Origin of the sequence: Pseudomonas sp. QS1027 (genome assembly GCF_002814235.1) — a bacterium.
GTDB lineage: Bacteria > Pseudomonadota > Gammaproteobacteria > Pseudomonadales > Pseudomonadaceae > Aquipseudomonas.
This window is the reverse complement of sequence record NZ_PHSU01000003.1, coordinates 487,381-501,664: the sequence shown is the minus strand read 5'-3', so window position 1 is coordinate 501,664 and position 14,284 is coordinate 487,381. Positions and strand designations below refer to the sequence as shown.

The following is a 14,284-nucleotide window of genomic DNA, read 5'->3' as shown; positions in this document are numbered from 1 at the left end:
TGGACTTCATCAGCCGATGCGTTCGAAGATTTTCTCGATCTTCTCTTTCAATGCCTGGGCCGTGAATGGTTTGACCACATAGCCGTTTACACCGGCCTGGGCAGCTTCGATGATCTGCTCGCGCTTGGCTTCAGCCGTCACCATCAACACCGGCAGGTGCTTGAGCTTCTCATCGGCGCGCACGTGGCGCAGCAGATCGATACCGGTCATGCCGGGCATGTTCCAGTCGGTGACCAGAAAGTCGATGCTACCGCTGTTGAGGACGGGGATCGCGGTGGTACCGTCGTCCGCCTCAACCGTGTTGGTGAACCCGAGGTCACGCAACAGGTTCTTGATGATCCGCCGCATCGTTGAAAAATCGTCAACGATGAGGATTTTCATGTTCTTGTCCAATTCGACCTCCAAGCAGTCTTAAACGCGTTCAGCACCTGGACGCGCTGTTCAATCAATTCGGCACAGCACTCAACGACTGCATGGAAACCCCATCCGGCCGAGTCACCCACAGGACGTCAAACGTCATGTCGGTCTCGTTCGCAGTGTTCCCACACTGCCTTCAGCGCGCTCGCCACTCCCCCAAACGCCCCCGCAAGCGGGCCGCGCACTGGCTGTGTAACTGGCTGACTCGCGACTCGCTGACCCCCAGCACCTCACCAATTTCCTTGAGGTTCAGCTCCTCGTCGTAGTACAGCGCCAAGACCAGTCGCTCACGCTCCGGCAAATTGGCAATCGCATCCGCCAGCGCTGCCTGGAAACGTTCATCCTCCAGGTCGCGCGACGGCTCGAGATGAGCACTCGCGCCGTCCTCGTGCAGCCCTTCATGCTCGCCGTCCTGCAACAGGTCGTCGAAACTGAACAGGCGGCTGCCCAAGGTGTCGTTCAAAATCCCGTAATAATCGTCGAGACTCAATTGGAGTTCGGCTGCAACCTCGTGATCTTTAGCGTCACGGCCGGTTTTTGCTTCAATTGAACGAATTGCGTCACTGACCATGCGGGTATTGCGGTGTACCGAACGCGGCGCCCAGTCGCCCTTGCGCACTTCATCAAGCATCGCGCCGCGAATACGAATGCCGGCATAGGTCTCGAAACTGGCCCCCTTGCTCGAGTCGTATTTGGTCGAGACTTCGAGCAAGCCGATCATTCCGGCCTGGATCAGATCCTCGACCTGGACACTGGCCGGCAACCGCGCCAGCAAGTGATAGGCGATACGTTTGACCAACGGCGCGTAACGTTCAATCAATTCATATTGGCTGTCACGCGACGACTTGGAATACATGCGATAGCCACTGGCAGTCATAGCACCGGTCCCGCACTCGTTTGATGCACCAGACGCTCGACGAAAAACTCCAGATGCCCCCGGGGATTGGCAGGGAGCGGCCAGGTGTCGACCTTCTGAGCGATAGCCTTGAACGCCAAGGCACATTTCGAACGAGGGAATGCCTCATAGACCGCACGCTGCTTTTGCACGGCCTTGCGCACACACTCGTCATAAGGAACGGCGCCGACGTATTGTAGGGCTACGTCGAGGAAACGATCCGTGACCTTGGTCAACTTGGCGAACAGGTTGCGGCCTTCCTGCGGACTCTGGGCCATGTTGGCCAGCACGCGGAAGCGGTTCATGCCGTAGTCGCGGTTGAGCAATTTGATCAACGCGTAGGCGTCGGTGATGGAAGTCGGCTCGTCGCAGACCACCAGCAGCACTTCCTGGGCCGCGCGGACGAAGCTGACCACCGACTCACCGATGCCCGCAGCAGTGTCGATCACCAGCACGTCGAGGTTGTCGCCGATATCGCTGAATGCCTGGATCAGGCCGGCATGCTGCGCCGGGCTCAGGTGCACCATGCTCTGGGTCCCCGAGGCCGCCGGCACGATGCGAATCCCGCCCGGGCCTTGCAACAGCACATCGCGCAGCTCGCAACGGCCTTCGACCACGTCGGCCAGGGTGCGCTTGGGCGTCAGACCGAGCAGGACGTCGACATTCGCCAGCCCCAGATCCGCATCCAGCAGCATGACGCGCCGGCCAAGCTCAGCCAGGGCCAGGGATAAATTCACTGACACGTTGGTCTTCCCGACGCCACCTTTGCCGCCGGTCACCGCGATCACCTGTACGGGATGCATGCTGCCCATGTTCTCTTCTTACCTTGTCTTGCTTAGACGGAAGGCCACATAAGTGGCTGCGCGTTCACTTGTCGGAACAATGCGTGGCAGACCATCGATGTAGGTAATTTGCAACGTCTGAATACTCATCTCAACCCACCCGCTTTGACGGGCTGTGGTAGATATCAGCGAACATATCGGCCATGGCTTCCTCGCTGGGCTCTTCCTGCATTTGCACACTGACCGCCCTGGACACCAGTTGATGCCGGCGCGGCAGGTGTAGATCATCCGGAATGCGTGGGCCATCGGTCAGATAGGCCACTGGCAATTCGTGACTGATGGCCAGGCTCAGCACTTCGCCGAGGCTTGCCGTTTCATCAAGCTTAGTCAGGATGCAACCAGCCAGCCCGCAGCGCTTGTAGCTGTGGTAGGCGGCGGTCAACACCTGTTTCTGGCTGGTGGTGGCCAGGACCAGATAATTCTTCGCCTTGATCCCGCGTCCGGCCAGGCTTTCCAGTTGCATGCGCAACGCCGGGTCGCTGGCTTGCAGGCCGGCGGTGTCGATCAGCACCACGCGCTTGCGCAGCAGCGGATCGAGGGCCTGGGCCAGGGACTGGCCCGGGTCGACATGGGTCACCGACACGTTGAGGATCCGTCCCAGGGTCTTGAGCTGCTCCTGGGCACCGATGCGGAAGCTGTCCATGCTCACCAGCGCGATGTTCTGCGCGCCGTACTTGAGCACGTAGCGCGCCGCCAGCTTGGCCAGCGTGGTGGTCTTGCCCATGCCGGCCGGGCCGACCATGGCGATCACACCGCCCTCTTCCAGCGGCTCGACCTCGGGCGTGACGATCATCCGCGCCAGGTGTGCCAGCAACATGCGCCAGGCTTGGCGCGGCTCGTCGATCTCGTTCACCAGTTCCAGCAGATCCCGCGACAGCGGCCCGGACAGGCCGATACGCTGCAGACGACGCCAGAGGTTGGCCTGTTGCGGCTGACGGCCTTGCAACTGGTTCCAGGCCAGGGAGCCGAGCTGGACTTCCAGCAGCTCGCGCAGGCCGTTGAGTTCCGAACGCATCGAGTCGAAGACCCGCTGGTCCACCGTCGGCGCATGCACCACTGGCGCTGGCGCCGGGCGCCGCGGCTCGTCGAAAGTCGGTTCGATCAGCGGCTCGGCGGCGGTCAGCGGCAGGCCGGCGAACAGTTGGCGATTGGTCGTGGTGTCGGTATCGCCGTCGCTGCGCAGGCTCAGTTCTGCCTGGGCGGTGACGATACGCGACTGGGTCTTGCGCAGCTCGTCTTCGAGCTCCATGTTCGGCACCCGCGGCGACAGCGCCGAGAGCTTGTAGTCCAGGGCAGCCGTCAGCTCGACACCGCCTGCAATCCGGCGGTTGCCGATAATGGCCGCGTCAGAGCCCAGCTCATCACGAACGAGCTTCATGGCCTGGCGCATATCGGCGGCGAAAAAACGCTTAACTTGCATAACCCACTACCTCAGCCGTTGGGCCCTACTGTCGCGACGATGGTCACTTGCTTGTTGTCCGGGATTTCCTGGTAGGCCAAGACATGCAGGCTTGGCACCGCCAGTCGTCCGAACCGCGAAAGCATCGCGCGAACCGGTCCAGCTACCAGCAGGATCACCGGCTGCCCTTGCATTTCCTGGCGCTGGGCGGCGTCGATCAGTGAACGCTGGAGTTTCTCAGCCATGCTCGGTTCCAGAAGAACGCCTTCTTCCGAGCCTTGTCCGGCCTTCTGCAGACTATTGAGCAATATCTGTTCCAACCTTGGCTCCAAGGTGATCACAGGTAGCTCGGACTCAAGCCCTACAATGCTTTGGACGATTGCGCGGGACAATCCGACGCGAACCGCGGCAACCATAGCGGCAGTATCTTGACTCTTGGTGGCATTGTTTGCGATCGCTTCGGCAATGCTGCGGATATCCCTGACCGGCACGTGTTCGGCGAGCAGCGCTTGCAGCACCTTGAGCAGATGCGACAGGGAAATGATCCCCGGCACCAGCTCTTCGGCCAGTTTCGGCGAGCCCTTGGCCAGCAACTGCATGAGTTGCTGGACTTCCTCGTGGCCGATCAGCTCGCTGGAGTGCTTGTAGAGAATCTGGTTGAGGTGCGTTGCCACCACGGTACTGGCGTCGACCACGGTATACCCCAGGGACTGCGCCTGGGAACGCTGGCTGACTTCGATCCAGACGGCTTCCAGGCCGAAGGCCGGGTCCTTGGCGGTGATCCCGTTGAGCGGGCCGTAGACCTGACCCGGGTTGATCGCCAATTCGCGATCCGGGTAAATCTCGGCCTCGGCCAGGGTCACGCCCATCAGGGTCAGGCGGTAGGCGCTGGGCGCCAGGTCGAGGTTGTCACGAATATGCACAGTGGGCATCAGGAAGCCCAGGTCCTGGGAGAGCTTCTTGCGCACCCCCTTGATCCGCGCCAGCAACTGCCCACCCTGATTGCGGTCCACCAGCGGAATCAGGCGATAACCGACTTCCAGGCCGATCATGTCGATGGGGCTCACATCGTCCCAGCCCAACTCCTTGGTTTCCTGGGTCCGCGCCGGCGACGGCAGCAGCTCCTGCTGGCGCTGGACTTCGGCCAGGGCCTGGACCTTGGCGACGTTCTGTTTTTTCCAGACCATATAGGCGATGCCGCCAGCTACGGCGCCCAGGCTGAGAAAGGAAAAGTGCGGCATGCCCGGCACCAGGCCCATCACCGCCATCAGGCCAGCGGCGACACCGAGGGCCTTGGGCGAGGCGAACATCTGCCGGCTGATCTGCTTGCCCATGTCTTCCGAGCCGGAAGCCCGGGTCACCATGATTGCCGCCGCTGTGGATAACAACAGTGATGGCAATTGCGCCACCAAACCGTCACCGATGGTCAGCAAGGCATAGACCTTGCCGGCGTCGGCAAAACTCATGTGGTGCTGGAAGATACCGACCGCCATGCCGCCAATCAGGTTGATGAACAGAATCAGCAGGCCGGCGACGGCGTCACCGCGAACAAATTTGCTCGCACCGTCCATGGAACCGTAGAACTCGGCTTCCTGGGCGACTTCCAGGCGGCGCAGCTTGGCCTGTGGCTGATCGATCAGGCCGGCGTTGAGGTCGGCGTCGATCGCCATCTGCTTGCCGGGCATCGCATCGAGGGTGAAACGTGCGCTCACCTCGGAAATCCGTCCGGCACCCTTGGTGACCACGACGAAGTTGATGATCATCAAGATCGCGAAGACCACGATACCGACCACGTAGTTACCGCCGATCACCACCTCGCCGAAGGCCTGGATCACCTTGCCAGCGGCGGCGTGGCCTTCCTGGCCGTGGAGCATGACCACCCGGGTCGACGCCACGTTCAGCGCCAGGCGCAGCAGCGTGGCGATCAGCAGGATGGTGGGGAACACCGCGAAATCCAGCGGCCGCAGGGCATAGACGCAGACCAGCAGGACGACAAGCGACAAGGCGATGTTGAAGGTGAAGAACACGTCCAGCAGGAACGCCGGAACCGGCAACATCATCATCGCCAGCATGATCAACAGCAGCACCGGCACACCGAGGTTGCCGCGGCCGAGGCTGCTCAGGTTGCTACGCGCCGAGTTGAGAAGTTGAGAACGATCCACCGGTATTCCTCGTCACCTTGAAGCAAACTTTTGACGCCACGGGCGCCATAAGCCTGCCTTTGCAAGAAGCCTTCCAACTTTTGCAGTTCAAGGTAACGAGCCGCCTCCAGCCTGGAGTGCTACTGGGCGATCCGGATGTCGTTCGCGGTCAACTTGCCAAACTGCAGATCGCTCCCTTTCACGTACAAGATTCCGCGATTCAACCGGGTGTCCTCGACCTTGACCTTGTCTTCATGGAAATACCCCAGAACGACTATCGCTATCGGAGCACGCGAAAGCAGGTCATGCCCCATCATCAAATTGAGCGCCCACTGAAATTCGATGATGGGTAAATCGGCAATGACGATCTGGCGCTTACGGTCGTTCCAGCGAAAATCCTGCCCGACCGAGATAAAGACATCGTCGTCGAAAAACTCGAAAACCGGCTTGGCATAACGCCGCGAAAGCCCATTGGCGGACCAGTCACTCAGGTAGTCATTCGGATTGTTGAACACCCTGCAGAGCTGCTCGAATGAATGGATACGCCCCGCATTGCCAGCAAGGTAATTGTACGAATGGTGGTAGGCCAGCCCAGCCAACTCGGGACGGATGGCATTGACAGGAGAATCGAAGTAACCCGGGATATGTTTGTTGGCGACGGTTTTGAATCGCTCGAAATCCAGTGACAACTTGAAGGTGGCCGAATAACCGATCGCACCAATCTCAGGTTTGTCCTCCAGTCTGCCCGACACAAATGCCAGGCCCATCCCTTCCAGGCGCTCATATTGCTCGTTGTTCATGATTGTTCGCTCCCATGCGGGTCATCCCTGAGAAGAATGAAACATCCATGGAGCCTATGAGGCGCCAGGCAAGCGAACGCGGTCTACTGTCAGAATTGACAGGTTTGTGCAGAAAACACTGCCGTTGGTCGCCCTGCTCTCCCGAGAATGGCCGACGTGGAACGCGTAAAAACACGCCAACGCAAGTATGCCAACAGAGCTGGCGCTTACCTCAAGAGTCGCGACGCAGGTCCGGCGGAATCGGCAGGTCGCCCTTGAGCGGATCGGGGCGCTTGCCCTTGCCGGCGCGGTACTGACGGATCTGGAAGACGTACGCCAGCACTTGTGCCACCGCCAGGTACAGGCCCGCCGGAATTTCCTGATCCAGGTCGGTGGAGTAGTAGATCGAACGCGCCAGGGCCGGCGATTCGAGCAGCAGGATATCGTGCTCGACGGCGATCTCGCGGATTTTCAGGGCCAGGAAGTCGCTACCCTTGGCCAGCAACACCGGCGCCCCGCCCTTGTCCGCGTCGTATTTGAGCGCCACGGCATAGTGGGTCGGGTTGGTGATGACCACATCCGCTTCGGGAATCGCCGCCATCATCCGTCGCTGGGACATTTCGCGCTGCAACTGGCGAATCCGCTGCTTGACCTCCGGCCGACCCTCCTGGTCCTTGTGCTCGTCACGTATTTCCTGCTTGGTCATCAGCAAGCGCTGGTGGGCCGTATAGAGCTGCACCGGCACATCCACGGCGGCAATGATCAACAGCCCCAGGGACATCCACAAGGTACTCCAGCCCACCAGTTGCAGGCTGTGGATGACCGCCGACTCCAGCGGTTCATGGGCGATCCGTACCAGATCGTCGATATCCGAAGACAGCACCGACAGCCCCACGAACAGAATGATGGTGAACTTGCCGATGGCCTTGAGCAGCTCCATCACCGACTTGGCCGAGAACATCCGCTTGATCCCCGGGAAGGGGTTCATCCGACTGAACTTCGGTGCCAGGGTGCCGGGCGAGAACAACCACCCGCCGAGGGCGATCGGCCCGATCAGGGCGGCGGCCAGAGCAGTGAGCAGGATCGGCTGCACGGCCCAGATCGCCATTTCGCCGGAGCGCAGGAGAAAAATCCCCATGTAGCGCTGGTCGAGCACCACTTCCCGGCTCAGGGTGAAGTTCATGCGCATCAACTCGGCCAGATCCTGGGCCAGGGTGCCGCCGAACATCAGCAAGGCACCGGCACCGGCCATCATCACGGCAAAGGTGTTGAGCTCCTTGGAACGGGCGACCTCACCCTTCTCCCGGGCATCCTTTTTCTTTTTGTCCGTGGGGTCTTCTGTCTTGTCCTGGCCACTCTCGCTCTCTGCCATGGTTCAGCGCACCCGTGCCAGTCCACGTAAAAACTGCAGGGCCTCATCGGCTAGCGGTTGATACTGGTTGAGAATGTCGCCCAGGCTGACCCAGAGAATGATCATCCCCAGCACCAGGATCAGCGGAAAACCAATGGAGAAGATGTTCAGTTGCGGCGCGGCGCGGGTCATGATGCCGAACGCGATGTTCACCACCAGCAACGCGGTGATCGCCGGCAGTACCAGCACCAACGCCGCCCCGAGCACCCAGCCGAGCTTGCCGGAGATCTCCCAGAGGTCCGTGGTCGACAGCCCGCTGCCCACCGGAAAGGTGGTGAAACTCTCGGTCAGCACTTCGATGACCACCAGGTGACCGTTCATCGCCAGGAACATCAGTGTCACCAGCATGGTGAAGAACTGCCCGATCACCGCCGCCGAAACACCGTTGACCGGGTCGACCATGGACGCGAAGCCCATGCCCATCTGGATCGCGATGATCTGCCCGGCCACCACGAAGGCCTGGAAAAACAATTGCAGGGAAAAACCGAGCAAGGCACCGAAGATGATCTGCTCGGCGATCAGCAGCAGCCCGCTCAGGTCCAGCGGGTGCACCTCGGGCATGGGCGGCAGGCCGGGGGCAATGACCACCGTGATTGCCAGGATGAAATACATGCGGATCCGGCGCGGCAACAAGGTGGTCCCGAAAATCGGCATGGTCATGATCACCGCGCCGACCCGGAACGCCGGCAGCATGAAGCTCGCGACCCAGCTGCTGATCTGCGTATCGGTCAGCGCGAGCAGCGACATATCAGCCGATGACCTGAGGAATGCTGCCGTACAGCGACAGGATGTACTCCATGAACTTCTGCACCAGCCAAGGTCCGGCGACGATCAGGGTGACCAGCATCACCAGCATGCGCGGCAGGAAGCTCAGGGTCTGTTCGTTGATCTGGGTGGCCGCCTGGAATATCGCCACGATCAAGCCCACCACCAGGCTCGGGATCACCAGCACGGCGACCATCAGGGTGGTCAACCAGAGGGCATCACGGAATATGTCGACTGCGACTTCAGGAGTCATTGCACGTCACTCGCTCTAGACACCGCCAAAACTGCCGGCCAGGGTACCGATGATCAACGCCCAGCCATCCACCAGCACGAACAGCATGATCTTGAACGGCAGGGAAATAATCAGTGGCGACAGCATCATCATACCCATGGCCATCAGCACACTGGCCACGACCAGGTCGATGATCAGGAACGGAATGAAGATCATGAAGCCGATCTGGAACGCGGTCTTCAATTCCGAGGTGATGAAGGCCGGCACGATAATGGTCAGCGGCGCCTGGTCGGGCGTGGCAATGTCGGTGCGCTTGGACAGGCGCATGAACAGCTCCAGGTCGCTGGTGCGGATCTGCGCCAGCATGAAGTCCTTGATCGGCACTTCGGCCTTGAGCACCGCATCCTGGGCCGTCATCTTGTCGGCCAGGTAGGGCTGCAGGGCATCATGGTTCACCTTGTCGTAGACCGGCGCCATGATGAACATGGTCAGGAACAGTGCCATGCCGGTGAGGATCTGGTTCGAAGGCGTCGATTGCAGGCCCAGGGCCTGACGCAGAATCGAGAAGACAATGATGATCCGGGTGAAGCTGGTCATCAGCATGAGGAACGCCGGGATAAAACTCAGCGCCGTCATGATCAGCAGGATTTGCAGGTTGACCGAATATTCCTGCTGGCCGTTGGCCCCGGTGCCGAGGGTGATCGCCGGGATCGACAATGGATCGGCCGCCAGCGCCAGAGGCGCCGCCAACAGCAAGGCCAACGTCAAGACAAACCGCAAAGCACCCATCACTTCTTATCCTTACCCAGCAATTCCATCAGGCGTTGAGCGAATTCAGGCGTGGCCTGCTCGCCGCTCGACACCTGGACCGGTTCCTTGAGCACATGCAACGCAGTGATGGTGCCCGGTGTCAGCCCGAGCAGGATCTGCTCGTTGCCGACCTGCACCAGCACCAGACGGTCACGCGGCCCGAGGGCCCGCGAGCCGATCAGTTCGATGACCTGCCGTCCCTTCGCCCCCGGCCCGACCTGCTGCACACGGCGCAGCAGCCAGGCGAGGAAAAAGATGATCCCCAGCACCAGCAGCAAGCCGAGCACCAGTTGCGTCAACTGCCCGGCCATGCTGCCCGGGGTGCTCGGCGTAGCCGCTGCCGCCGTGGCCAGTGGTTCCGCCGCCCAGGCACTGAGCGGCGACAGCAGCAGGATGCCGAGAAGCCTGTTCATTCAGCGCAACTTCTTGATGCGTTCGCTCGGACTGATCACGTCGGTCAGACGGATACCGAACTTTTCGTTGACCACGACCACTTCACCGTGGGCGATCAGCGTGCCATTGACCAATACGTCCAACGGCTCACCGGCCAGGCGATCGAGTTCGATCACCGAACCCTGGTTCAATTGCAGCAGGTTGCGGATGTTGATATCGGTGCTGCCGACTTCCATGGAAATCGACACCGGGATATCGAGGATCACTTCCAGGTTCGGACCGTCCAGGGTTACCGGATCGTTGTTCTTCGGCACGCTGCCGAATTCTTCCATGGGCAGGCGGTTGGAACCCGACGAATTGCCGGAATCCGCCGCCAGCAAGGCATCGATATCGGACTGGCCGGCATCGCCGGTTTCTTCCAGGGCAGCCGCCCATTCGTCGGCCAGGGCCTGGTCGTCCGGGGAAGTCATATCATCATTAGCCATCAGTTGTCCTCGGCGAGCAGAAATTCAGTTAACACAGCACGTTCCTGACCGGCCCCCTAGCGGCGCCCGATCGGCTCAATCACTTGCAGCGCCAGGTTGCCCTTGTGGGAACCGAGCTTGACCTTGAACGACGGCACGCCATTGGCGCGCATCACCATCTCTTCCGGCAGCTCCACCGGAATCACGTCACCCGGCTGCATGTGCAGGATGTCCCGCAGGCGCAACTGGCGACGGGCAACCGTGGCACTGAGCGGCACGGCCACATCGAGCACGTCTTCGCGCAGGGCCTTGACCCAGCGCTCGTCCTGGTCGTCCAGGTCCGATTGGAAACCGGCGTCGAGCATTTCCCGCACCGGCTCGATCATCGAGTACGGCATGGTCACGTGCAGGTCACCGCCACCACCATCGAGTTCGATATGGAAAGTCGAGACCACCACCGCTTCGCTGGGCCCGACGATGTTGGCCATGGCCGGGTTCACTTCCGAGTTGATGTACTCGAAATTGACTTCCATGATCGCCTGCCAGGCTTCCTTGAGGTCGATGAACGCCTGCTCCAGCACCATGCGCACCACCCGCAGTTCGGTGGGGGTGAATTCACGACCTTCGATCTTGGCGTGGCGACCGTCGCCGCCGAAAAAGTTGTCCACCAGCTTGAACACCAGCTTGGCATCGAGGATGAACAGGGCGGTGCCGCGCAGCGGCTTGATCTTCACCAGGTTGAGGCTGGTGGGGACATAGAGCGAATGCACATATTCGCCGAACTTCATCACCTGCACCCCCCCCACCGCCACGTCGGCGGAACGGCGCAGCATGTTGAACATGCTGATGCGGGTGTAGCGGGCGAAACGTTCGTTGATCATTTCCAGGGTCGGCATGCGTCCGCGGACGATGCGATCCTGGCTGGTCAGGTCGTAACTTTTGACACTGCCGGGCTCGGCAGCGGTTTCGGTCTGTACCAGACCGTCATCGACGCCGTGCAAGAGGGCGTCGATCTCATCCTGGGACAGCAGATCCTGCACGGCCATGTCGTGATCCTACTGCAATACGTAGTTAGTGAAGAGCAGCTGTTCGACTACCACTTTGCCGACTTCCTTCTGCGCCACTTCCTGCACGCTGGCAGTGGCTTTCTGGCGCAGCAGTTCCTGGCCGACCGGGGTCGCGAGGGTTTCGTAGGTCTGGCCGGAGAACAGCATCACCAGGTTGTTGCGGATCACCGGCATGTGCACCTTGAGGGCATCCAGGTCGGCCTGGTTGCGCGCCAGCAAGGTGATGCTCACCTGCATGTAGCGCTGGCGACCGCTGGCGTCCTTGAAGTTGGTGACAAAGGCCGGGGCCATGGGCTCGAAAATCGCCGGCTGCTTGCCGCTGGTGGCCGCTTCGGCCGGGGCCGGTGCCGGCTTGCTCTGGGCACTGTGCATGAAGTACCAGGTCGCGCCCACCGACAAGCCGATGGCCAGCAGCGCGCCCAGCACAATGACGATGATCAGCTTGAGTTTGCTCTTACTGCCGGGTTCTTTTACCGCTGCTTCGCTCTTCGCCATGCCAATAATCCGTCACTATTCGATTTTTCATAGTCGCACGGCAAGGCAGGAGCAAGTGTTATGCCAGATTGGGCATGAGGGAAATACAGTCTTCGAAATACAGCGGAACCTGTAGGAGCAGGGCTTGCTGGCGATGAGGCCGGCAAGCCCTGCATCGATCTTGCGGACGCCATCGCCAGCAAGCCGGCTCCTAGAGAGTGGTGTACACCGCAAAACCCCATGTAAACCGCAGGTTTAGTGCCACATCAGGCGTAATAGTCGACTGCGCTGGAACCGACCACCACGCTGGTGCTGGCCGCAGCGGCCGCTTCGCTGACCGCGCCCACCGACAGGTCATCCTCGCTGTCGCCACTGAGGCTACCGCCACTGCCGCTGCCTTTGTGCGCCTGCTGCTGTTGCTGCTGCGCACCCTGGCCCTGGCCGGCCCAACCACGGGCCTGGTCGGAAACCGTGACGTCGGCCTGACCCAGGCCTTGCTGTTGCAGCATGTCACGCAGGCGCGGCATGTTGCCTTCCAGGGCGTCGCGCACCCCGGCGTGGGCGCTGATGAAGCTGATCTGCGTCGGCTGGTCGGCCGACATGTTCACCTTGATATCCAGGCGCCCCAGTTCGGCAGGCTGCAGCTGAATCTCCGCCGACTTGAGGTTGGCGCTGGAAAGGTACATGACCCGATTGACCACTTCTTCGCTCCAACCGCTCTGGTGCATCGCCAGCGGCTGGTTGGCCGGCAGTGCATTCGCGGTCTTGGGCGTGGCCGCCTGGGTCAGCGCCGCCAGGCGATTGGCGAAATCGTCGACCCGGGTGTCGCTGGAGGCACTCTTGATATCCTTGAGACCGTCATCGATCAGGGTCTTGAAGGACTTGTCGCCGTCCTGGTCGCTGCTGCCCGGATCGCTCTTCTGATCCAGCATCGTCACGACGTTATTGGCCTGGTTCTGCGCCAGCGTCGAATCGGTGGCATCAGTGTTGGTGCTGGTGTCGTCGGAGGATTTCGCCGAGGTCTGGCTGCCACTGGATACGTGGCCGCCCTGCTCCATGGCCAGGCGTACCGCCGGCAGATTGTCCAGCGGGTCGGCGGCCGGATCGAAATCATCGCCGGCAGCAGGGGTTGTCGCGACAGCCGGCTTGGCCGCGGCACCGACCGCTGCCGCCAACGTCGCCTGGACCGGGGTCGGGTCGACCGGGGCTGCCGGAGCCGGGGTCGCCGCAGCGGCGGCCGCCTGGAGCAGGGCCGGATCAACGGTCGGGTCCGGCGTTGCTACGGCGACGGGCGTATCGGTGGACGTGGTGCTGTCATCGCTCGAAGCGGTCTTGTCGTCGGACTTGGCCGTATCGGTCGAAGCCGTCGTGCCGTCGGCCGCGGTCTTGCCAGGCGCGCCCTTGTCATCGGCCGACGCCGTCTTGCCATCCGCCTTGGTCGACTTGTCGGCAGGCAAGGATTTGCCGCTACCGGCAACCGATGACTGCGCGGAGGCATCCTGGTTGTTGGCGTTGCTGACCGGTGCGTCCGGCTTCGACGGCACTACCGGGGCCTGATCCGCCATGGGCTTGACCGGATTGAAGGCGACCTTGACCGGATTGCTCTGGGTGTTCTGGTAGACCTGCGCAAAGCTGAAAGCATTGTCCTTGGGCGGCGCGACAACGGTCGGAGCAGGAATGACAGGGTCCGCCTGCGGCTTGACGGCAGCGTTGGCCTGGAGGAGCGAATTAGGGACGAATGACATTGATACGGTCTCCGCTGCACAGGGGTCGTAAGTACAGTGCAGGAAGAATAGCAAGGTTCGGGCCATCTTTGCCCGACTGACTCAGGTACGCCCCCTCCGGGGGCTAGGGCCTGACCGGAAAGCGTTCGCGCTCGCTCTCGTAAAAGCGCCGCACCACTTCATATTCACGGTCAATCTGGTTGATCAGCCCTTCGACGCCGGCCAGCGGCGATTGCCCGGCAAGCTGCTCCAACTGCCGGCAAAGTTCGGCCAGGCGCAACGCACCCATGTTGCTGCTGCTGCCCTTGAAACTGTGGGCCGCCGCGGCGAGATCCGCAGCATTGCTCGCCTGATGCAATTGCCCCAGGCGTTTGCTCGAATCCTCCAGAAAGGTATCCAGCAACAGCGGATACTCATCTTCCATGATGTCCTGCAATGCACTGAGTGCATCGCGGTCCAGATGCTCCATAT

General features: G+C 61.2%; 16 protein-coding genes. All 16 read right to left on the bottom strand.

The window, feature by feature from the left end; all coding sequences use genetic code 11:
- Positions 1 to 9: 9 nt before the first annotated feature.
- The 16 genes from CWE01_RS03035 to CWE01_RS02960 all read right to left on the bottom strand — a co-directional run bounded on the left by CWE01_RS03035 (position 10) and on the right by CWE01_RS02960 (position 14,282).
- Positions 10 to 381, bottom strand: coding sequence for a chemotaxis response regulator CheY (locus CWE01_RS03035; protein WP_003183998.1), 372 nt, complete (start codon positions 379 to 381; stop codon positions 10 to 12).
- 172 nt (positions 382 to 553) lie between these two features.
- Positions 554 to 1,294: an RNA polymerase sigma factor FliA gene (gene fliA / locus CWE01_RS03030; RefSeq protein WP_100939033.1), complete on the bottom strand. Its 741-nt coding sequence runs from the start codon at positions 1,292 to 1,294 to the stop codon at positions 554 to 556.
- Positions 1,291 to 2,124 carry a flagellar synthesis regulator FleN gene (gene fleN, locus CWE01_RS03025; RefSeq protein WP_040069867.1) on the bottom strand — a complete coding sequence of 278 codons (834 nt, stop codon included), beginning with the start codon at positions 2,122 to 2,124 and terminating at the stop codon, positions 1,291 to 1,293. Before fleN ends, fliA begins: the two co-directional genes overlap by 4 nt.
- A 121-nt stretch (positions 2,125 to 2,245) precedes the next feature.
- Positions 2,246 to 3,574 (bottom strand): flagellar biosynthesis protein FlhF, encoded by a 1,329-nt coding sequence (gene flhF / locus CWE01_RS03020; RefSeq protein WP_100939032.1) that lies wholly within the window; start codon positions 3,572 to 3,574, stop codon positions 2,246 to 2,248.
- 11 nt (positions 3,575 to 3,585) lie between these two features.
- On the bottom strand, positions 3,586 to 5,715 hold the full coding sequence (gene flhA / locus CWE01_RS03015) for a flagellar biosynthesis protein FlhA (RefSeq protein WP_100939031.1): 2,130 nt from the start codon (positions 5,713 to 5,715) through the stop codon (positions 3,586 to 3,588).
- Positions 5,716 to 5,834: 119 nt separating this feature from the next.
- Positions 5,835 to 6,494, bottom strand: coding sequence for a hypothetical protein (locus tag CWE01_RS03010; protein WP_100939030.1), 660 nt, complete (start codon positions 6,492 to 6,494; stop codon positions 5,835 to 5,837).
- A 211-nt stretch (positions 6,495 to 6,705) separates the two neighbouring features.
- Complete coding sequence (flhB, locus tag CWE01_RS03005; protein ID WP_100939029.1) at positions 6,706 to 7,845, bottom strand: flagellar biosynthesis protein FlhB; 1,140 nt, start codon at positions 7,843 to 7,845, stop codon at positions 6,706 to 6,708.
- Positions 7,846 to 7,848: 3 nt separating this feature from the next.
- Entirely contained in the window at positions 7,849 to 8,631 is a 783-nt protein-coding gene (fliR, locus tag CWE01_RS03000; protein WP_100939028.1) for a flagellar biosynthetic protein FliR, read from the bottom strand.
- A 1-nt stretch (position 8,632) separates the two neighbouring features.
- On the bottom strand, positions 8,633 to 8,902 hold the full coding sequence (fliQ, locus tag CWE01_RS02995; RefSeq protein WP_100939027.1) for a flagellar biosynthesis protein FliQ: 270 nt from the start codon (positions 8,900 to 8,902) through the stop codon (positions 8,633 to 8,635).
- Positions 8,903 to 8,917: 15 nt separating this feature from the next.
- Complete coding sequence (gene fliP / locus CWE01_RS02990; RefSeq protein ID WP_100939026.1) at positions 8,918 to 9,670, bottom strand: flagellar type III secretion system pore protein FliP; 753 nt, start codon at positions 9,668 to 9,670, stop codon at positions 8,918 to 8,920.
- Entirely contained in the window at positions 9,670 to 10,104 is a 435-nt protein-coding gene (gene fliO, locus CWE01_RS02985; RefSeq protein ID WP_100939025.1) for a flagellar biosynthetic protein FliO, read from the bottom strand. The genes fliP and fliO overlap by 1 nt, the downstream gene beginning before the upstream one ends.
- Positions 10,105 to 10,569: a flagellar motor switch protein FliN gene (fliN, locus tag CWE01_RS02980; RefSeq protein ID WP_100939024.1), complete on the bottom strand. Its 465-nt coding sequence runs from the start codon at positions 10,567 to 10,569 to the stop codon at positions 10,105 to 10,107. It lies immediately after the preceding gene.
- A gap of 56 nt (positions 10,570 to 10,625) precedes the next feature.
- Positions 10,626 to 11,594: a flagellar motor switch protein FliM gene (gene fliM / locus CWE01_RS02975; protein WP_100939023.1), complete on the bottom strand. Its 969-nt coding sequence runs from the start codon at positions 11,592 to 11,594 to the stop codon at positions 10,626 to 10,628.
- Between the two features lie 9 nt (positions 11,595 to 11,603).
- Positions 11,604 to 12,110 (bottom strand): flagellar basal body-associated protein FliL, encoded by a 507-nt coding sequence (gene fliL, locus CWE01_RS02970; RefSeq protein ID WP_100939022.1) that lies wholly within the window; start codon positions 12,108 to 12,110, stop codon positions 11,604 to 11,606.
- A gap of 245 nt (positions 12,111 to 12,355) precedes the next feature.
- The gene (locus CWE01_RS02965; RefSeq protein ID WP_100939021.1) at positions 12,356 to 13,834 is read right to left on the bottom strand and encodes a flagellar hook-length control protein FliK; all 1,479 of its coding nucleotides are present in this window, start codon (positions 13,832 to 13,834) and stop codon (positions 12,356 to 12,358) included.
- Between the two features lie 103 nt (positions 13,835 to 13,937).
- Positions 13,938 to 14,282, bottom strand: coding sequence for an Hpt domain-containing protein (locus CWE01_RS02960; protein WP_100939215.1), 345 nt, complete (start codon positions 14,280 to 14,282; stop codon positions 13,938 to 13,940).
- Positions 14,283 to 14,284 lie beyond the last annotated feature (2 nt).

Coding starts and splice junctions, on each gene's coding strand:
- flhB (WP_100939029.1), bottom strand. CDS start 7,845: ATGGCAGAGAGCGAGAGTGGCCAGGACAAGACAGAAGACCCCACGGAC.
- CWE01_RS03035 (WP_003183998.1), bottom strand. CDS start 381: ATGAAAATCCTCATCGTTGACGATTTTTCAACGATGCGGCGGATCATC.
- fliN (WP_100939024.1), bottom strand. CDS start 10,569: ATGGCTAATGATGATATGACTTCCCCGGACGACCAGGCCCTGGCCGAC.
- CWE01_RS03010 (WP_100939030.1), bottom strand. CDS start 6,494: ATGAACAACGAGCAATATGAGCGCCTGGAAGGGATGGGCCTGGCATTT.
- fliQ (WP_100939027.1), bottom strand. CDS start 8,902: ATGACTCCTGAAGTCGCAGTCGACATATTCCGTGATGCCCTCTGGTTG.
- CWE01_RS02960 (WP_100939215.1), bottom strand. CDS start 14,282: ATGGAGCATCTGGACCGCGATGCACTCAGTGCATTGCAGGACATCATG.
- fliR (WP_100939028.1), bottom strand. CDS start 8,631: ATGTCGCTGCTCGCGCTGACCGATACGCAGATCAGCAGCTGGGTCGCG.
- fliL (WP_100939022.1), bottom strand. CDS start 12,110: ATGGCGAAGAGCGAAGCAGCGGTAAAAGAACCCGGCAGTAAGAGCAAA.
- fliA (WP_100939033.1), bottom strand. CDS start 1,294: ATGACTGCCAGTGGCTATCGCATGTATTCCAAGTCGTCGCGTGACAGC.
- fliO (WP_100939025.1), bottom strand. CDS start 10,104: ATGAACAGGCTTCTCGGCATCCTGCTGCTGTCGCCGCTCAGTGCCTGG.
- fliP (WP_100939026.1), bottom strand. CDS start 9,670: ATGGGTGCTTTGCGGTTTGTCTTGACGTTGGCCTTGCTGTTGGCGGCG.
- CWE01_RS02965 (WP_100939021.1), bottom strand. CDS start 13,834: ATGTCATTCGTCCCTAATTCGCTCCTCCAGGCCAACGCTGCCGTCAAG.
- flhF (WP_100939032.1), bottom strand. CDS start 3,574: ATGCAAGTTAAGCGTTTTTTCGCCGCCGATATGCGCCAGGCCATGAAG.
- fliM (WP_100939023.1), bottom strand. CDS start 11,594: ATGGCCGTGCAGGATCTGCTGTCCCAGGATGAGATCGACGCCCTCTTG.
- fleN (WP_040069867.1), bottom strand. CDS start 2,124: ATGGGCAGCATGCATCCCGTACAGGTGATCGCGGTGACCGGCGGCAAA.